This window comes from Mycobacterium sp. AMU20-3851, assembly GCF_043974665.1.
GTDB lineage: Bacteria > Actinomycetota > Actinomycetes > Mycobacteriales > Mycobacteriaceae > Mycobacterium.
In genome coordinates this window covers 5341620-5361151 of record NZ_CP146371.1, presented here as the reverse complement: position 1 = coordinate 5361151, position 19532 = coordinate 5341620, and the positions used below count along the sequence as shown (strand labels likewise).

At 69.3% G+C, this 19532-nt stretch carries 14 protein-coding genes and 1 pseudogene; 12 read left to right on the top strand and 3 right to left on the bottom strand.

Annotated features, from left to right (window positions below; genetic code table 11):
* The first annotated feature begins 192 nt into the window (after positions 1-192).
* The 11 genes and pseudogenes from eccA (at position 193) to eccE (ending at position 14638) form a co-directional block, all read left to right on the top strand.
* A complete protein-coding gene (gene eccA / locus V4U86_RS25675; protein ID WP_395308664.1) occupies positions 193-2043 on the top strand; it encodes a type VII secretion AAA-ATPase EccA in 1851 nt (616 codons plus the stop codon).
* A complete protein-coding gene (gene eccB, locus V4U86_RS25670; protein WP_395308663.1) occupies positions 2040-3587 on the top strand; it encodes a type VII secretion protein EccB in 1548 nt (515 codons plus the stop codon). The genes eccA and eccB overlap by 4 nt, the downstream gene beginning before the upstream one ends.
* Positions 3587-7542 (top strand): annotated as a pseudogene (gene eccCa, locus V4U86_RS25665) (type VII secretion protein EccCa); the annotation flags it as partial. The gene eccB and the pseudogene eccCa, both read left to right, overlap by 1 nt.
* On the top strand, positions 7543-7854 hold the full coding sequence (locus V4U86_RS25660; protein ID WP_395312212.1) for a PE family protein: 312 nt from the start codon (positions 7543-7545) through the stop codon (positions 7852-7854). It begins immediately after the preceding pseudogene.
* Between the two features lies 1 nt (position 7855).
* Positions 7856-9430: a PPE family protein gene (locus tag V4U86_RS25655; protein WP_395308662.1), complete on the top strand. Its 1575-nt coding sequence runs from the start codon at positions 7856-7858 to the stop codon at positions 9428-9430.
* Positions 9431-9491: 61 nt separating this feature from the next.
* A complete protein-coding gene (locus V4U86_RS25650; RefSeq protein ID WP_395308661.1) occupies positions 9492-9785 on the top strand; it encodes a type VII secretion protein EsxS in 294 nt (97 codons plus the stop codon).
* 29 nt (positions 9786-9814) lie between these two features.
* On the top strand, positions 9815-10102 hold the full coding sequence (locus tag V4U86_RS25645; RefSeq protein ID WP_057170423.1) for a WXG100 family type VII secretion target: 288 nt from the start codon (positions 9815-9817) through the stop codon (positions 10100-10102).
* On the top strand, positions 10103-10960 hold the full coding sequence (locus V4U86_RS25640; RefSeq protein ID WP_395308660.1) for an ESX secretion-associated protein EspG: 858 nt from the start codon (positions 10103-10105) through the stop codon (positions 10958-10960). It begins immediately after the preceding gene.
* On the top strand, positions 10942-12351 hold the full coding sequence (gene eccD / locus V4U86_RS25635; RefSeq protein ID WP_395308659.1) for a type VII secretion integral membrane protein EccD: 1410 nt from the start codon (positions 10942-10944) through the stop codon (positions 12349-12351). The genes V4U86_RS25640 and eccD overlap by 19 nt, the downstream gene beginning before the upstream one ends.
* Positions 12348-13742: a type VII secretion-associated serine protease mycosin gene (gene mycP, locus V4U86_RS25630; RefSeq protein WP_395308658.1), complete on the top strand. Its 1395-nt coding sequence runs from the start codon at positions 12348-12350 to the stop codon at positions 13740-13742. The genes eccD and mycP overlap by 4 nt, the downstream gene beginning before the upstream one ends.
* The gene (gene eccE / locus V4U86_RS25625; RefSeq protein WP_395308657.1) at positions 13739-14638 is read left to right on the top strand and encodes a type VII secretion protein EccE; all 900 of its coding nucleotides are present in this window, start codon (positions 13739-13741) and stop codon (positions 14636-14638) included. The genes mycP and eccE overlap by 4 nt, the downstream gene beginning before the upstream one ends.
* On the opposite strand, the gene V4U86_RS25620 is transcribed toward eccE, so the two are convergent.
* Both V4U86_RS25620 and V4U86_RS25615 read right to left on the bottom strand, forming a co-directional pair.
* The gene (locus V4U86_RS25620) at positions 14628-15821 is read right to left on the bottom strand and encodes an alpha/beta hydrolase family protein (RefSeq protein ID WP_395308656.1); all 1194 of its coding nucleotides are present in this window, start codon (positions 15819-15821) and stop codon (positions 14628-14630) included. The two genes, eccE and V4U86_RS25620, sit on opposite strands and share 11 nt — an antisense overlap.
* A gap of 14 nt (positions 15822-15835) precedes the next feature.
* Positions 15836-16744, bottom strand: a complete 909-nt coding sequence (locus V4U86_RS25615; protein ID WP_395312211.1) for an amidohydrolase family protein — start codon at positions 16742-16744, stop codon at positions 15836-15838.
* 33 nt (positions 16745-16777) lie between these two features.
* On the opposite strand from V4U86_RS25615, the gene V4U86_RS25610 reads away from it, so the two are divergent.
* Positions 16778-17542 (top strand): trans-aconitate 2-methyltransferase, encoded by a 765-nt coding sequence (locus V4U86_RS25610; protein ID WP_395308655.1) that lies wholly within the window; start codon positions 16778-16780, stop codon positions 17540-17542.
* A 46-nt stretch (positions 17543-17588) separates the two neighbouring features.
* Here V4U86_RS25610 and cysC read toward each other — a convergent pair whose 3' ends face one another.
* The gene (cysC, locus tag V4U86_RS25605) at positions 17589-19457 is read right to left on the bottom strand and encodes an adenylyl-sulfate kinase (protein WP_395308654.1); all 1869 of its coding nucleotides are present in this window, start codon (positions 19455-19457) and stop codon (positions 17589-17591) included.
* Between the last annotated feature and the right edge of the window lie 75 nt (positions 19458-19532).

The following is a 19532-nucleotide window of genomic DNA, read 5'->3' as shown; positions in this document are numbered from 1 at the left end:
CTGACCACCCAACGGCCTGACCGTTCGCCACGGCCGCCTGCACCCCCGTCGTGCCCGGGTGACAGTGATCACTGACGTGGACGTAACCGAACGTCTCGACAGGGCGGTTGGTGCGGTGCTAACTTCTGCGGAGTTAGCATAGGCATACTTAAGGAGACGGCAGGGGGGCGTGCGCTTCTTTGCGACTGAAATATGGAAACGGTCAGTGAGACGCTCACGTCGGGCGTAGCGGGAACACGCGTCGACCGCGACGTGGTGAACAGGTTCGCGACCTGCTGTCGATCTCTGGGCCTGTCGGTCAACGACCGGCAGCGTCCGGCCGATCTGGCCGCGGCCCGCTCGGGTTTCACCGAACTGACCCGAATCGCCCGTGAGCAGTGCGATGCGTGGATCGGCCTGGCGGCCGCCGGGTCGGGCGTCGGCGAGAACGCCGGCCGCGTCATCGCCACCATCTGGCGCACGCTGAACACCTTCGGCGTGCTCAGCCGCGAGATCGACCTGGGTGCCGAGGATCTCGGCTTCACCTATGACACCGGCCTGTATCTGCAGTTCCGTGCCACCGACCGGGACGGCATCGCGCTGGCCTATGCCGCTACCCTCGCCGATGCCGGCGAGTTCGCCGAGGCCGACGCCATCGTCGAGGAACTACTGTCCCGCCGTCCGGCCTGGCTGCAGGCCCGCTGGGTCCGGGTGGCGCTCTACCACCGCAGCCGACGCTGGTCGGACGTGGTGCGCACGCTGACCCCGGTGGTCAACGACACCCGGCTCGACGAGCATTACGCGCACGCCGCCCGGGTGGCTCTGGCCATCGCCCTGGCAAACCTGGGCATGTTCGCTCCCGCGCTGTCGTATCTGGAGAACCCGGCGGGCCCCGTCGCGGTGGCCGCCGTCGACGGCGGACTGGTCAAGGGTCTGTGCCTGCGGGCTCAGGGTGAGGACGACGAGGCGGCCGACGTACTGGCCGAGCTCTACGCCGCCAACCCCGAGCACGCCGGTGTCGAAGAAGCATTGTCCGACAAGTCGTTCGGCCTGGAGACCACCACCGCAGCGCGGATCGAGGCGCGCAGCAACCCCTGGGACCCGTCGACCGAACCGGGGGAGGCCGACTTCGTCGACCCGGGTGCCAAGGAACGCAAGGCGCACCTGCTGATCGAGGCCGAAGCCGAACTCGCCGAGTTCATCGGCCTCGAAGAGGTCAAGTACCAGGTAGCCCGGCTGAAAAGCTCGGTGGCCATGTCCATCCGGCGCCAGGAGCGCGGTCTGGCCGTCGCGCAGCGCACCAACCACCTGGTGTTCGCCGGCCCGCCCGGAACCGGTAAGACCACCATCGCCCGCGTGGTCGCCAAGATCTACTGTGGGCTCGGCCTTTTGAAGAAGGAAACGGTGCGCGAGGTGCATCGTGCCGACCTGATCGGCCAGCACATCGGTGAGACCGAGGCCAAGACCAACGCCATCATCGACAGCGCGCTCGACGGTGTGCTGTTCCTCGACGAGGCCTACGCACTGGTGTCCACCGGGGCCAAGAACGACTTCGGTCTGGTCGCCATCGACACCCTGCTGGCCCGGATGGAGAACGACCGCGACCGTCTGGTCGTCATTGTCGCCGGCTATCGCGCCGACCTCGACCGCTTCCTGGACACCAACGAGGGTCTGCGCTCGCGCTTCACCCGCAGCATCGACTTCCCCTCCTACAGCGCACCGGAACTCGTGGAAATGGCCACCCGGATGGCCGAGAAGCGGGACAGCCTCTTCGAACCCGCCGCGCATGACGAGATGGAGAAGCTGTTCGGCCACCTGGCCGCCAGCACCACCCCGGACGCCACCGGCACGGCGCGACGCAGTCTCGACATCGCCGGTAACGGCCGATTCGTCCGAAACCTTGTCGAGCGTTCCGAAGAGGAACGCGAATACCGATTGGACCACTCCGATTCCGACGACTTCACCGACGACGAACTGATGACGATCACCGCTGACGACGTCAACCGCTCGGCAGCGCCGCTGCTGCGCGGGCTGGGCCTGTCGGCACCTGAGGCCGGCGCATGAGCGAGACAGGCGAGGAACGGCGCGAATTCACCTCGCGCACACCGGTGAACGACAATCCCGAACGCGTGGTGCACCGTCGCGGATTCGTCACCCGGCACCAGGTGTCGGGTTGGCGATTTGTCATGCGGCGCATCGCATCCGGCGTGGCACTGCACGACACCCGGATGCTCGTCGATCCGCTGCGCACCCAGAACCGCGCGGTGCTGGTCGGCGCACTGGTCTCGGCGACGGTCGTCGCGGGTTGTTTCGTGTTCTCGCTCATCCGGCCCGGCGGCGACGCCGGCAGTTCCACCATCCTGGCCGACCGCGACACCTCGGCGCTCTACGTGCGCATCGGTGACGTGGTGCACCCGGCGCTCAACCTCACGTCGGCCCGGCTGATCGCGGGCCAGTCCGACAACCCGACGACGGTCAAGAGCAGCGAGATCGACAAGTTCGCCCGCGGCAACCTGATCGGCATCCCGGGCGCTCCGGAACGTATGGTGCAGAACAGCTCTCGTGATGCCAACTGGACGGTGTGCGATGCCGTGACGGGCAGCACCACCGGGGTCACCCTGATCGCGGGGGCACCCGATCAGCAGGGTGAGCGGGCGGCGGCACTGCCCGCCGACCGTGCCGTGCTGGTGCAGAACGTCGGCGGTGTGCACTCCGGCACCTGGCTGTTGTGGGACGGCAAGCGTAGCCCGATCGACCTGGGCAATCGCGCCGTCACCGCCGCGCTGGGGTTGGGCAACGACATCCCCGCGCCGCGGGTGATCGACCCCGGTCTGTTCAACGCCATCCCGGAGTCCGGGGCACTGGTCGCGCCGGCGTTGCCGGGCGCAGGTGAACCGCCGCGCTTCGACCTGCCGGTGCCCGCACCGGTCGGAGCGGTCGTCGCGTCCTTCGAGGCAGACAACACCATCCGTTACTTCGCGGTGCACGCGGACGGTCTGCAGCCGATCTCGCCGGTGCTGGCCGCCATCCTGCGCAACTCCAATTCCTATGGGCTGCAACAGCCGCCGCGTCTCGGTGCCGACGAGGTGGCCAAGCTCCCGGTGGTCGGTGGAATCGACACCGGTGCTTACCCGGCCGAAGAGGTCACCCTGGCCGAAACCGGTCCCGCACCGGTCACCTGCGCCTACTGGTCCAAGCCCGCCGACGCCACCGAGAGCCGGCTGACCCTGCTGTCCGGTGCTGCGCTGCCACTGCCGGACGGGCAACGCACCGTGCACCTGGTCGGCGCGGGCGGCGGTTCCACCGCCGATCAGGTCGCGCTGCCGCCGGGCAGCGGCTACTTCGTGCAGTCCGTCGGCTCGGATGCCGGCGCACCGCCCGCCGGTTCGGCCTTCTGGGTCAGCGACACCGGCGTCCGGTACGGGGTGGATACCACCGATGACGCCAAATCTGTTGCCGCACTCGGGTTGAACCCGCCGCCGCTGGCTGTTCCGTGGTCGGTGCTGGCACAGTTCGCCCCCGGTCCCACCCTTTCCAAGGCCGATGCGCTGGTGGCGCATGACGCCGTCGCACCCGTGGCCGCAGCCGGCCCCGAGGGAGAGAACTGATGAGTCGCTTGATCTTCGAGGCCCGCCGCCGGCTTCCGGCGCCGGAAACCCGCAAGGGCACCATCACCATCGAGGCGCCGCCGTCGCTGCCCCGCCTGGTCCCGCCCTCGCTGCTGCGTCGGGTGCTGCCCTACCTGATCGCCATCCTGATCGTCGGCATGATCGTCGCGCTGTTCGCGACCGGGATGCGGATGATCTCGCCGACGATGCTGTTCTTCCCGTTCGTCCTGCTACTGGCCGCGACCGCGCTCTACCGCGGGTCGGACAACAAACTGCGCACCGAGGAGGTCGACGCCGAACGCGCCGATTACCTCCGCTACCTCTCGGTGGTCCGGGACAACGTCCGTGCCCAGGCCGCCGATCAGCGTGCCGCGCTGGAGTGGTCACATCCCGAACCGGATCAGCTGGCCGCCGTGCCGGGCACCCGCAGGCAATGGGAACGCGACCCGGGAGACCCCGACTTCCTGGTGGTGCGCACCGGTCTGCACGACGTGCCGCTGAACACCGCGCTGCGGGTCAAGGACGCCGCGGACGAGATCGACCTGGAACCGGTGGCGCACACCACCCTGCGCGGACTGCTCGACGTGCACCGCACCGTCCGCAATGCCCCGACCGGCATCGATCTGGGCAAGGTTTCCCGGATCACCGTGCTCGGCGAGCCCGACGAAGTCCGTGATGCTCTGCGCGCCTGGGTTTCCCAGGCCGTGACCTGGCACGATCCCGCGGTGCTCGGCGTCGCCCTGGCCACCCCGGACCTGGAGGCACCGGACTGGTCGTGGTTGAAGTGGCTGCCGCACAACGACATCCCCGGCAAGACCGACGGGGTGGGCCCGGCCCGGTACCTGTCGACCACCACCGACGGACTGCGCGGTCTGCTGGCGCCGGCGCTGGACGAGCGCGACGCCTTCACCGGTACGGCGCCGACCGCGAACAAGCATCTGCTGGTGCTGCTGGACGATCCGGACGCCGATCCCGATGCGATCGCCGGACGGCACGGTCTGGCCGGCGTCACCGTCGTGCACCGGTCCACGAAAGAGCCGCACCGCGAGCAGTATTCCGACCCCGAACGGCCGATCCTGAAGATCGCCGACGGCCGTATCGAGCGCTGGCAGAGTGGGGGCTGGCAGCTCTACGTGGCCTCGGCGGACACGTCGTCCGGTGCCCAGGCCGCGCACCTGGCGCGCCGGCTGGCGCGCTGGGACACCAACCCGGAGCAGGCCCGCACGGCGGCCACCGGAGCCAGCACGTTCACCACCCTGTTCGGCATCCAGGACGCCTCGGCGCTCGACGTCGCCGCGTTGTGGGCGCCGCGGCATCGCGACGAGGAACTGCGGGTGCCCATCGGTGTCACCGCCACCGGAGACCCGCTGATCTTCGACCTCAAGGACGAGGCCGAGGGCGGTATGGGCCCGCACGGGCTGATGATCGGTATGACCGGCTCGGGCAAGTCCCAGACCCTGATGTCCATCCTGTTGTCGCTGCTGACGACGCATTCGGCCGATCGGCTGATCGTCATCTACGCCGACTTCAAGGGCGAGGCGGGCGCCGATATCTTCCGGCATTTCCCCCAGGTCGTCGCGGTCATCTCCAACATGGCCGAAAAGCGTTCGCTGGCGGATCGTTTCGCCGACACGCTGCGCGGTGAGGTGGCCCGGCGTGAACAACTGCTCAAAGAGACCGGCCGCACCGTGCAGGGCAGCGCTTTCAACTCGGTGACCGAGTACGAAGCAGCGATCGCGGCGGGCCACGACCTGCCGCCGATCCCGACGCTGTTCGTGGTGGCCGACGAATTCACCCTGATGCTGGCCGAGCATCCCGAATACGCGGAGCTGTTCGACTACGTCGCCCGCAAGGGGCGCTCCTTCCGCATCCACATCCTGTTCGCGTCGCAGACCCTGGACGTCGGCCGGATCAAGGACATCGACAAGAACACCTCCTACCGCATCGGTCTGAAGGTGGCCAGCCCGTCGATCAGCCGCCAGATCATCGGCACCGAGGACGCCTTCCAGATCGAATCCGGCCGTGAGCACAAGGGTGAGGGCTTCCTGGTGCCCGCACCGGGTGCGGACCCGATCAAGTTCCGCAGCACCTACGTCGACGGCATCTACGACCCGCCGCGCGCGGCGCAGTCGGTGGTGGTGCACTCGGTGCCCGAACCGCAGGTCTTCACCGCGGGCTGGGTGGAGCCGGCGCCGGACACCGTCATCGTCACCGGCGAGGTCGAGGACGTCCCGGTGCCGCGCAAGCTGATCGCCACCATCGGCGACCAGTTGGCCAACTACGGCCCGCGGGCGCCGCAGCTGTGGCTGCCCCCGCTGGACGAGGCCATCCCGCTGGCCGATCTGCTGGCGCGCACCGATATCGGTGAACGGCAATGGCGCTGGCCGCTCGGCGAGATCGACAAGCCATTCGAGATGCGCCGCGACGCACTGGTGTTCGACGCCGGCACCGCCGCGGGCAACCTGCTCATCCACGGCGGTCCCAAGTCCGGCAAGTCCACCGCGCTGCAGACCTTCGTACTGTCGGCTGCGGCGCTGCACGCACCCGGCGACGTGAGCTTCTATTGCCTGGACTATGGCGGCGGACAGCTGCGTGCGCTGGAGGATCTGGCCCACGTCGGCGCCGTCGCGACTCCGCTGGAGCCCGAACTGATCCGGCGTACCTTCGCCGAACTCGAACAGCTGCTGCGCGCGCGTCAGGAACGCGGGGCACGCACCGGTACGGGCAGCTATGAGGACGGATACGGCGAAGTCTTCCTGGTGATCGACAACCTGTACGCGTTCAGCCGGGACAACATCGACACCTTCAACACCCGCAATCCGTTGCTGGCCAGGGTCACCGAACTGGTCAACGCCGGGCTGTCGTACGGCATCCACGTCGTCATCACCGCGCCGAACTGGCTGGAGGTGCCGCTGGCCATGCGGGACGGTCTCGGACTACGACTTGAGCTCAAGCTCAACGACTCCCATGACAGCAATGTCCGGGTCGTGGGTGCGCTGACCCGTCCGGCCGATGCGGTGCCCACCGATCAGCCGGGCCGCGGCCTGACGATGGCCGCCGAGCACTTCCTGTTCGCCGCGCCGGACCTGCGCGATATCGCGGTGCTGAACTCCCGGCACGCCGGCCGGCACGCCCCGGCGGTTCGGTTGCTGCCCACCCAGCTCTCGCCCGCCGCCGTCGGCAAGGTCTACGTGGGACCGGAGCAGGTGGTCATCGGCCAGCGCGAGGAAGACCTGCGTCCGGTGGCGATCGACTTCGCCCGCAACCCGCTGATGATGGTGTTCGGCGACAACAGGTCTGGCAAGACCACCCTGCTGCGTCACCTGATCCGAAGCATCCGGGACAACTCCACCCCCGAGCAGGTCGCGTTCACGGTCATCGACCGGCGTCTGCACCTGGTCGAGGAGCCGTTGTTCCCGGACAACGAGTACACCCCGAACGTCGACCGGGTCACCCCGGCGATGCTGGGACTGTCCGCGCTCATCGAGAAACGCCGCCCGCCGGCCGGCCTGTCGGCCGAAGACCTGCGGCGCTGGACCTTTGAGGGTCAGACGCACTACCTCATCATCGACGACGTCGACCAGATCCCGGACGGCCCCGCGATCAGCGGACCGTATGCCGGGCAACGGCCGTGGACCCCGCTGCTCGGCCTGCTGGCCGAGGCCGGAGACCTCGGTCTGCGGGTCATCGTCACCGCCCGGGCCAGTGGATCGGCGCACGCGGTGATGACCGCGCCGCTGCTACGCCGCCTCAATGACCTCCAGGCGACTACCGTGATGTTGTCGGGCAGTCCCGCCGACGGGGGCAAGCTGCGGGGCGTGCGATTCAGCAGGCTGCCGGCCGGCCGGGCGATGCTGCTCGGCGACAGCGAAGAAGCGACCTACGTCCAGTTGGTGAATCCGCTCGTTCCCGAGGGTGTTTCACCGGTCAGTACGAACGGAAAGGAATACAGCTGATGACTCTGCGTGTCGTTCCCGAAGGATTGGCCGCCGCCGGCTCGGCGGTCGAGGCGCTGACCGCGCGACTCGCCGCGGCGCATGCCGCTGCCGCGCCGGTGGTCAACATGGTGGTGCCACCGGCCGCCGACCCGGTGTCGCTGCAGACCGCCGCCGGGTTCAGTGCCCATGGCGTCGCGCACTCGGCGATTGCCGCGCAGGGGGTCGAGGAACTCGGTCGCTCGGGCATGGGTGTCGCGCAGACCGGCGCCAGTTATGCCGCCGGTGACGCGTCGGCGGCCTCCTCGTACATGATCATCCAGGGCGGCTGAGGTGACCGCCCCGGTCTGGATGGCGCTCCCACCCGAGGTCCATTCGGCGCTGCTCTCCAGCGGTCCGGGTCCCGGGTCGCTGCTCGCCGCCGCCGGGGCCTGGCAGTCGTTGAGCGTCGAATACTCGGCTGCGGCTGCCGAACTCACCAGTGTCCTCGGTGCCGTGCAGGCCGGCTCCTGGGAAGGCCCCAGCTCGCTGCAGTACACCGCCGCGCACGTGCCGTACCTGGCCTGGCTGGCGCAGCAGAGCGCGAACAGCGCAGCCGTCGCGGCCCAGCACGAAACTGCGGCCGCCGCATACAGCACCGCGCTGGCGATGATGCCGACGCTGGCCGAGCTGGCCGCCAACCACACCCTGCACGGGGTGCTGCTGGCCACCAACTTCTTCGGTATCAACACGATTCCGATCGCGGTCAACGAGGCCGACTACGTCCGGATGTGGATTCAGGCCGCGACCACCATGACCACCTACCAGGCGGTGTCGGGCGCCGCGGTCGCCGCCACGCCGGCCAGCGTGCCCGCGCCGATGCTGTTGGCGCCGGGGGCAGGGGAGGCCGGAGCGGCGACGGCGAGCCTGATGCAACTGTCGGCGCAGGCTCAAGGCGCAATCTCGGCGCAGGCGTTGAGCACCCCGGACTGGTGGTCGCAGAACCCGATCATCCGCGCGATCGCAAGCTATTTCGACAATCCCAGCATGATCGGCGGGGAGTACGTGGCCCGCTTCATCCTGGACCCGTTCGGCACGCTGCGGCAGATGATGGTCGACCTGCTGACCAACCCGGCGGGATTCCTCACCACCTGGGGCCCGTTCCTGTTCGGCGTGGCCTATCAGGCCTTCTTCCAGCCGGTCGGCTGGGGCACCTGGATCGGTGTGGCGCTCTCGCCGTTCCTGGTGCCGCTGCTCGGCATCGGCCTGGCCGCGCTCGGTTTCCTCGCCCTGCTGCCGAAGTTCGACGACCTCCCGCCCATCGACCTCGGTGAGGCTCCGGCCGCCGCGCAGCGCGCCGAACCGAACCTCCCGGTGGCGAGCATCGCCCCGGCCGGCACACCCACCGCCGCGGCTCCCGCAGCCGGCACACCCGCTTCGGCCCCGGCCACCGCTCCCGCCGCCGCGCCGGCGGCCGCGGCCCCGGCCATGGCGTACGCCGTCTACGGGGGACACCCGGGTGGCGGTTTCAGCCCGACCGTGCGGGACGGCACGTCGGCCAAGGCGCCCGCATCGGGTTCCTCGGCGGCCGTCGCCTCGGCGGCGGCACTGTCGGCGGCCGAGCGCCGTAAGCGCCGCCGCAAGAAGGGCGGCGAGATCAAGGACCGCGCCTACGCCGACGAATACATGGACTACGACGAGGATCCCGAACCGCCCACCGCGCCGCGCCCGGAACCGACGGTCAAGGCGAGCGAACGAGGCGCGGGGCCGATGGGCTTCACCGGCACCGTCGGCAAGGACACGGTGGAGGCGGCCGGCATCACCGAGCTGGCCGGGGACTCGTTCGGCAACGGGCCCACCAACCCGATGCTGCCGGGTTCCTGGCAGCCCGACGATCCGTCGGCACCGGAGGGGGGAAAGCACCGCTGAGCGCACCCCGGAAATTCCAGACCACCTCGAACAACCACAGATTGATCCGAAAGGAAACGCCATGAGCATGCTCGACGCGCACATCCCCCAGCTGATCGCCTCGGAGTCGGCATTCGCCGCCAAGACCGCGCTGATGCGCAGCACCCTCGCCCAGGCCGAGTCGGCCGCCCAGGCTTCGCAGGCCTTCCACATGGGCGAGTCCTCGGCCGCCTTCCAGGCCGCCCACGCCCGCTTCATCGAGGTGTCGGCCCGCGTCAACGCGCTGCTCGACATCGCCCAGGTCAACCTCGGCGATGCCGCGGGCACCTATGTCGCGCAGGACGCGGCAGCCGCCAGCAACTACACCGCGATCTGATAACGCCACACCGGACCAGGAGAACTCACATGTCGCAGATCATGTACAACTACCCGGCCATGCTGGCGCTGTCAGCCGAGATGAACGGGTTCGCAGGAGCTTTGAACGCCGTCGGCGCCGATATCGCTGCCGAGCAGGCCGCGCTGTCCGGGGCCTGGCAGGGCGATACCGGGATGACCTACCAGGCATGGCAGGCGCAGTGGAACGCCAGCATGACCGAACTGGTGCGCGCCTATCAGGCGATGGCCAGCACGCACGAGACCAACACCATGTCGATGAACGCCCGGGACCGGGCAGAAGGCGCCAAATGGGGATAGATGGCTGCTAATGCGGTCGAGCTGACCGTCGAGCAGGCCTGGTTCATCGCAGAGGAGGCCGGCTGCGGCTCGTTCCCGTGGGTGCTGGCGATCACGCCGCCCTACAGCGAGCCCGCAGCCGCCGGACAGTTCGCGGCCGAGCGCGCCGCCGAACTGACCGAGCTGGGAGTGATGTCGAGCGGCGGGGTCATCAACTCCGCTGTCACCCAGTGGATTCAGCAGACCTGCCGCGCGCTGCAGTGGCTCGAACTCCGAATCGTGGGCGGGCACGGCGACATGCTCCGCGGCCTCGTCGCGCGCTCCGATGACACCTCGGTGGTGGCCCTGCGCAGTGGCGGACTGGTGACGTTCACCGCGATGGAGCTGCTGCACCCGAACGACCTGGCGCCGGTGCTCGTGGCCGGCCTGGACGGCCGGAGGCCGGCGACCTTCGATGAATTCAGCGTACCGGTACGAGCCGGTGCGCGCGCCGACGAGAAGCTGCGGAATGGTGCCGACATGACCGAAGTGCTTGAGTACCTCGGTATTCCGGCGTCCGCGCGGCCCGTCGTGGAGGCGGTGTTCACCGGACGGCGCAGCTACGTGGAGATCGTTGCGGGCGAGCACCGGGACGGCCACCGGATCAGCACCGAGGTCGGCGTCAGCGTCGTGGACTGCGACGCCGGCCGCATCCTGGTGAGCCCGTCGAAAGCCTTCGACGGCGAATGGGTGTCCACGTTCGCACCCGGCACCGCGGCGGCCATCGCCGCAGCCACCGACAGACTCATCGCAACACTGCCGCACGGATCGTGGTTTCCGTCGGCGCAGAACCGAGATTTCGACCAGAGAACGGAAGACCGATGCCCGACAACACTGTGATGCCGATCGTGCGGGTGGCCGTACTCGCCGGCGGGGACGGCCCCGGCGGGCGACTCACCGAGATGGCGCTGCCGGCCGAACTGCCGCTGCGCGAGATCATCCCGGCGGTGCAGCGCACCGTGCTGCCGACCGCCGACACCGCCGACGGCACCTCCGTGCCGTCCCGGCTCAGCCTCGCACCCATCGGTGGTGCACCGTTCAGCCTGGACGCGACGCTGGACACAGTCGGCGTGGTGGACGGGGATCTTCTGGCGCTGCAGGCCATCCCGACCGGTCCGCCTGCGCCGCGCATCATCGAGGACATCGCCGACGCCGCGGTCATCTTCTCCGAGGCCCGGGAAAATCCATGGGGCCCGGCCCAGATCCAGCGCGCCGCCGCCGTCGCGGTCATCGCGTTGATCCTGCTCGGCACCGCACTGGCCACCGCCGTGCGCTTCGCCACCGGTCACGCCGCGGGACTGTTCACCGTCGCCGGGCTCGCCGCGGCCACCGTGGTCGCGGCCTTCGCCACCCGGGCCCGGTTCCCCGGGTTCGGCACCGCACTGGCACTCACCGCGCTGGCGCCGGTCACCGCGGCCTTCGCGCTCGCCGTACCCGGCGAGTTCGGTGCCGCGCAGATTCTGCTCGCCGCCGCGGGTGTCGCAGCCTGGTCGGTGATCAGCATCATCGTCTTCGAACGCGCCATCTCCACCTTCACCGCGACGACGGTGATCGGGCTCGGCGTACTGCTGTTCGCGGTGCTGGCCACCATCTGGGACATGACCGACGTCCGCACCGGCACCGGTCTCATGGTGTTCGCTCTGCTGGTGACCGTGCAGGCCGCGCGGCTCTCCGCGCTGTGGGCGCGGCTACCCGTCCCGGTGATCCCCGCCCCGGGCGACCCGACGCCGTCCGCGCAGCCGCTGCGCGTGCTGGAGGACCTGCCCCGGCGCATCCGTGTCACCGACGCGCACCAGACCGGGTTCCTGGCCGCGGGCGTGCTGTTGTCGGTCGCCGGTTCGGTCATCCTCGTCGGCGGTTCGGGTGCCTCGCCGTGGGCCTGGGTGCTCGTCGTCGCCGCGGCGCTTGGCGCCACGTTGCGTGCGCGCGTGTGGGATTCCACCCCGTGCAAGACGTGGCTGCTGAGCCAGTCCTTCCTGCTGCCCGCCGCGCTGCTGGTGGTCTTCGCCCTCGCCGACCGCTACACCGCGGCATGGTGGGCGCTGGCCGCTCTGGTGGTCGTGGCCGCCGTCTGGATCGTGGTGGCACTCAACCCGCGCATCGCCTCGCCGGAGACCTACTCGCTGCCGGCCCGGCGCCTGTTCGGTTTCGCCAGCTCCGCTGTCGACGCCTCGATCATCCCGATCGCGGTGTACCTGGTCGGCCTGTTCGAGTGGGTGCTCAACCGATGATTCGTTCCCGCCGCGGAACCGCCGCTGCGGCAGCGATTGCCGCGGCGGCGCTGATCGCCAGTCCGGCCGCCGGCGCCATCCCGCCACCGGAGGTGGACGCCGGTACCGCGCCGCCGTCGGGCGCCGCCGGACCGGTACAGCCCATGGTGCAGCGCGGCGCCTGCACGGTGACCGGCGTCATCCCGGGCACCGATCCCGGTGCGGTCGGCCCGAATCAGCTGACGCTGGACCTGGCGGAGGCCTGGCGGCACAGCCGCGGGGACGGTCAGACCGTCGCGGTGATCGACACCGGTGTGCAGCCCGGGCCGCGACTGCCCAACGTCGACGCCGGCGGAGATTTCGTCGCCGGTTCCGACGGGCTCACCGACTGCGACGGACACGGCACCATGGTCGCCGGTGTCATCGCCGGCCAGCCCGGTGCTGACGGCTTCTCCGGTGTCGCACCGGGGGCGCGGCTGCTGTCCATCCGGCAGACCTCGGCTCGATATTCCCCGGCGGGCTCGCCGAATCAGCCGGGCCAGGATCCGGTGATCGTCGAGGCCAGCAACGACATCGCCACCCTGGCCCGTGCCGTGGTCCGCGCCGCCGATCTGGGCGCCCGGATCATCAACATCTCCTCGGTGGCCTGCGTTCCGGCGAATGCGACGATCGACCAGAGCGCACTCGGCGCGGCACTGCGCTATGCGGCCGTCGAGAAGGACGTCGTCATCGTGGCCGCCGCCGGGAACACCGGGGGCGGGATCGCCGGCGGAACCGCCTGCGCCGCCAACCCGTTGACCGACCCGGCGCGTCCCGACGACCCGCGAAACTGGGCGGGTGTGACCTCGGTGTCGACACCGTCGTGGTGGCAGCCCTACGTGCTGTCGGTGGGCGCACTGGACCCGGCCGGCCGGCCCGCATCGTTCAGCATGTCCGGGCCATGGCTGGGCCTGGCAGCGCCCGGCGAGAACATCACCTCGGTGAGCAATGGTCCCGACGGGGGACTGGCCAACGGTCAGCCCAACGAGAAGGGCGAGTTGGCGCCGGTGAGCGGGACCAGTTACGCGGCCGCCTACGTATCCGGTGTCGCCGCGCTGGTGCGCAGCCGTTTCCCCGAACTGAGCGCCGAGCAGGTGGTGCGCCGCCTCACCAGCACCGCACGCGGTGCGGACCGTTCGCCGTCCTCTCTGGTCGGTGCCGGGACCATCGACCCGGTGGCCGCGCTGACCTGGGACGTACCCGGCCCGGGTAAACCCGCAGAAACCTCCAAACCCGTTGCGGCACCATCAGAACCACCGCACGAGGATCTCACTGCGCGGCTTGTCGCATACATCGGCGCCGGCATGCTTGCGCTGGCCGCCATCGTGACCGCTGCGATCGCCGCACATCGACGGAAGGACAAAGCCGCATGACGGCCCGACTCGCCCTGGCGCTGCTGTTCATCGTTCCCGCCGCCATGGCCTACCCGTACGAGACGACGACCCAGCGCTGGGTTCTCGGTGTCGCGGTCGCCGTGGTGATCGTGTTGTTCGCCTGGTGGGGTGGGGATTTCGCCACCACCAAGCTGGCCCGCCGGTGGTCGATCTGGCGCGGTAACCGCGCCGGCGCCGAACCTGCGCCGGAGCCGGCCGACACCGCCACGGTGGTGTTGCGCATCGAGGAGTCGGCCGCCGACGAGTTGCCGGTGGCGCTGATCGCCGGCTACGCCGCGCGGTACGGACTGCGCTGCGACAAGGTCCGCATCACCAGTCGTGATCGGGCCGGCGAACGCCGGACCTGGGTGTCGCTGACCCTGGATGCCGCGCAGAATCTGCAAGCGCTGCAAGCCCGTTCGTCCCGGATCCCGCTGCGTGAAACCGCTGACGTCATGGGCCGCCGGCTGGCCGACCATCTGCGCGAGAGCGGGTGGACGGTCTCGGTGCTCGAGGTCGTTCCGCGTCCGGTCTCCAGCCAGGCCAAGGAGACTTGGCGTGCGCTCGGCGATGAGTCGGGATTCCTCACGGCGTATCGGATACCGGCGGGATCCCTGCCGGCGGCCCTGGACGCGGTGTGGGCGCTCCCCTCCGATGAGATTTGGACGGCGGTCGAATTCGGTCCTGAAACGGTGACCGGGGCCGCCGCGGTGCGCTCGGCGGAGCAACCCGGCGCGGGTTCCCCGGTTGCCGGCCTGCTCACTCTCGGTGGGCGCCAGCGCCAGGTGCTGGACAGCCTGGATCCGCGGTCTTCGCAGCGGCTACCCGGCCACGAGCCCGCGGGGAGCGTCGTCGAGCAGTTGCGCTGGCCGGCCGGTTCCGCCGTCAGAACATGAACGGCTGCAGGAAGCGGGTCATCCTGCGCAGGTAGTCCGGCTGGCTGACGTGCAGCACGTGGTTGCCCGGGAACCAGTGGAACGCGCAGCGATCCCAGTGGCGCCACAGGATCTCGGCCTGCTGCGGCGGTGCCAGCTTGTCTCCCAGCCCGGCGATGATCAGTCGGCGGTCCCTGGGTACCAGCGGCGCGTAGTTCAGCGGTGAATGGAACATGGTGGCAGCGTCCGATTTCGACTTGTCCACCTGGGTCAGCCGGTTACCCAGTCGGACCAGCATATTGGCCGGGAACCAATCGTCGAACGCCGCTTCGGGCGTCACCACCGGGACGTTGGGGATGACGGCCTGGATCCGGTCGTCCACCGAGGCGATCAGCGCGGAAGTGTATCCACCCAGCGACATCCCGGTGAGCGCGATCCGGTCGACGCCGGTGGACTCCAGATAGTCGATCACCGAACGGAAGTCGTGCACCGCCTGGGCCATCGCCTCGGCGAACCCGGCCATCCCGTCGGCGAAGTAGCCGTACCCGCTGTACGGGGAGTTCGCCTCCGCACGCCGACCGTGGAACGGCAGCGTGTAGAGCATGATGTCGTACCCGGAGCGGAAGAACCACGGCAGTGCGAAGAACAGACCGTTGAACAGGTACGCCGACCCCATGAAGCCGTGGATCAGGCACAGCGTGGGCCGCGGTCCGTCGCTGTGCACCCAGTGCTGTGCGTGCACCACGTTGTTGCGCGCGTAGGCGCTGCGCTGCTCGCGCAGCGCGGGATTGACCGCCTGGAAGCTGCTGGCGAAGCGGATGTTGTGTACCGCTCCGTGCGCGATCCAGGACGCCACCGGGTTGGCGGGGCGGGTGGACACCCGCGGCGGTGCGGTGGGCGCGGGAAACGAGAGCTGCGGATCATGCTGCGCGGCAAGGTCGATGTAGAAATCCAGTGCCGCGTCCTCATCGTGGGCGAGGTCGGGTCGCAGGGCGGCCATGGCAAGTCGCGGCAGCATGGCGGCGCCGACGATGCCGGCGATGGTGGTGCGCAATCCGAGATCGGCGACGGCCGACGCGTCGACCACCAGGCGCTGCTGCCTGGTCAGGTCCATGCGGCGCGGCAACCCGCGGGCGGTGGCGTCCGCACCGGGAACGTTCGGGACAGGGATCGGCGGGTCGACGGGTTCGGACGGTTCGGTCACGTCGAGGGCCTTTCTCACCGGGGCGGCTCGGGAGATGGTAGCCCGAACAGCCGTACCCCGTTGGCATAAAACACATTCCGCAGCCAGTCGTCGTCGACACCGGGAAGGTCGGTGAGCACCGACATGGCGTGCGTATAGCCGTACGGGATGTTGGGGAAGTCGCTGCCGAACAGGATGCGTTCACCCATGTCCGGCAACCGGCCGTAGTCGTCGGCCGGGAACGGCATCTTCTCCTCCATGAAGGCGGTGAACGCCATCGTGGTGTCCAGATGACACTGCTCGAAATCCTCGCAGAGATCCAGGAACTCGCCGTACTCGGGGCCGCCCATATGGGCGATCACCAGACGCAGCCGCGGGTGCTCGGTCAGCACCCGGCGGATCGGCTCCGGGCCGGTGTACGTGCCGGGGGCGGGTCCGGAACCACAGTGGATGATGATGGGCGTGCCGGCGTCCGCCAGCACGCCCCAGACGTCATCGAGCAACGGATCGGCCGGGTGGTAGCCGCCCACCTGGACATGCGCCTTGAACACCCGCGCGCCGGACTCCAGCGCGGCGGTGACGTACTGCGCGGCGCCCGGCTCGGGAAAGAACGTCGCGGTGTGCAGACAGTCCGGGGTGTCGGCGGCGAATCCGGCGGCCCACTGGTTCAGCCAGGCCGCCATATCGGGTTTGTGCGGGTAGATCAGCGAGGTGAACGCCAGCACCCCGAAGGAACGCAGGGTGCGCAACCGGTCCTGCTCATCGCTGCGGTAGGTGATCGGCCAGGGGCGTCCGATCAGCGGGCCCGCCTCGTCGAAGTAGCGCCAGACCTTGTCCATCACGTTCTTCGGCATGAAGTGGGTGTGCACGTCGACGATGCCGGGCAGGTCCAGGGCCCGCCAGAGCTGGCGGACCGACTCGGGTTCGTCCATCGACTCGATGATGGCACCCGGGCCGGGGGAGCAGAATCTCAGGGTATGTGGAATCCGGACGTCTACCTCGCCTTCGCTGATCACCGTGGCCGACCGTTCTTCGATCTGGTGAACCGGATCGCCGCGGAAGCACCGCGGCGGGTGGCAGATCTGGGGTGTGGGCCGGGCAACCTCACCGAGACGCTGAACGTCCGCTGGCCCGACGCGCGGGTGCAGGGCTGGGACTCCTCGGCGGAGATGGTCGCGGCGGCCACCGGGCGCGGCGTGGACGCCCGCCTCGGCGGGATCGCCGACTGGGTTCCCGAACCGGATACCGATGTGGTGATCTCCAACGCCGCGCTGCAGTGGGTGCCCGAGCACCGCGAACTGCTGGTGCGCTGGGCCGGGCAGCTGGGGTCCGGCGCGTGGATCGCCTTCCAGGTGCCCGGCAACTTCGACGCGCCCTCGCACGCGGCGATCCGAGAGGTGGCCCGGCGTGCACCGTTCTCCGATGCGCTACGCGATATGCCGTGGCGCGACGCCGACGTGGTCGGCACACCCGTCGAGTACGCCGGACTGCTCACCGACGCCGGTTGTGTGGTGGACGCCTGGGAAACCACCTACGTGCACGAACTGTCGGGTGAGACACCGGTCCTGGACTGGATCACCGGGACCGCGCTGACCCAGGTGCAGGAGCGCCTGACCGAACCCGCCTGGCAGCAGTACCGCGAAGCGATCGTCCCGCTGCTGGCGCAGGCTTACCCGCGGCGCCCCGACGGACACACCCTGTTCCCGTTCCGCCGGGTGTTCGTGGTGGCGCGGGTCCGGTGATTTGTGGCGTCTCAGCCGCCACGATGACGGGTTGAGACGCCCCAGATCACCTGGTTTCGAGGAGGGCGATGACCTGCGCGACCAACGCATCGATATCGGCCCCGGTGGTGTCCACCACCAGATCCGGGTTCTCCGGTGCCTCGTACGGCGCATCGATCCCGGTCAGACCCTTCAGTTCACCCGCGCGGGCCCGGGCATAGAGGCCCTTGGGATCGCGGCGCTCGCATTCGGCGACCGGGGTGGCGACGTGCACCTCCAGGAACGGCAGCTTGGCGGCGTCGTTGAGGGCGCGGGCCAGCTCCCGGTCCGAGCGCAGCGGGGACACCAGCGAGGCCAGCGCGATCACGCCCGAATCGGCGAGCAACCGGGTCAGATGCCCGACCCGGCGGATGTTCTCCGCCCGGTCGCCGGCGGAGAACCCCAGATCGTCGGACAGGCCGTGCCGCAGGTTGTCGCCGTCGAGCAGATAGGCCACCTTCCCGGATTCCACCAGAGCGCGCTCCACCGCGACGGCCAACGTCGACTTGCCCGATGCCGGCAGACCGGTGAACCAGATGGTCGCCCCGCGCTGACCGGTTTTGGACCAACGGTATTCGCGGTCCAACGAGGACGGGTGCCACTTGATGTCGGAGCGGTTGTGCCCGCTGGGCTTGACCTCCCGCGGTTCCAGGATGATCCCGGCGCCGACCGTGTCATTGGACACCTCGTCGATCAGAATGAACGCGCCGCTGTCCCGGTTGTCGGCGTACGGGTCGGCGACCAACACCGAACTCGTCCGCAGGGTGATCGACCCGATGTCGTTGAGCGTCAGCTCAACCGGGCCGTCCACCTCGTCCAGGGTCTCGGGATCCAGTTTGGTGTGCAGTTCCTGTACGGTCGCCCGCACGGTGCTGGTGCCCTGCTTGAGTGCCAGTCGGTCGCCGGCACGCAGCGGGTCGTCGATGAACCAGCACACCGCGGCATCGAGTTCGCGGGCGAGCACCGGCAACACGGCCTGGTCGGCGGCGCTGACGAACACATCGCCACGGCCCACGTCGATGTCGTCGGCCAGCTCGATCGACACCGACAGCGGCGCCACCGCGGTGCTGCGCCCGTCGTCGAGAGTGTCCAGCACGGTGACCACCGACCGGGTTCCGGCGGGAAGGCTGATCACCGGGTCGCCGACCATCAACGTGCCCGCCGACAGCCGGCCGGTGTAGCGGCGGCGCTGCTCGGCGGTCGGCCGGGACACCCACTGCACCGGCAGACGCAGATTGGCCGGATCCGGATGCGGCGCCGAAAGCTCCACTGCTTCCAGGTATTCCAGCAGGGTCGGCCCGGAATACCATGGGGTTTCGGATGAGCGGTGCACCACGTTGTCGCCGAGCTTGGCGGCAATCGGGATGACGGTCAGCTCCGCCTGCGATGCGGCGAAACCGAGCCGGTCGGCCACCTGTTGCAGCTCGGCCTGCACCTCGGCGAAGCGTCCCTCGTCGAAGTCCACCAGGTCGATCTTGTTGACCGCCGCCACGAAGTGCTTGATACCCAACAACTTCGCGATCCGTGCGTGCCGGCGGGTCTGGCGCAGCACACCGGCGCGGGCGTCGACGAGCAGGATCGCCACATGGGCGTTGGAGGCACCGGTGAACATGTTGCGGGTGTAGCGCTCGTGTCCCGGGGTGTCGGCCAGGATGTAGCTGCGGGTCTCGGTGGAGAAGAACCGGTAGGCCACATCGATGGTGATGCCCTGTTCGCGTTCGGCGCGCAGACCGTCGGACAGCGCGGCCAGATCGGCCACCCCGTCGGCGTCGGTGACGGCTTCGAGGTGATCCAACGGCAGGCTGTCGGTGTCGTGCAGCAGACGGCCGATCAGGGTGCTCTTACCGTCGTCGACGGAACCCGCGGTGGTGATGCGCAATAGCTGGCGCGTAGACATCAGCTCAGGCCCTTTTGTTCTTCTTCGCTGGCGCTCATCAGCTCAGGCCCCTTTTTTCTTCTTCGCTGGCGCTCA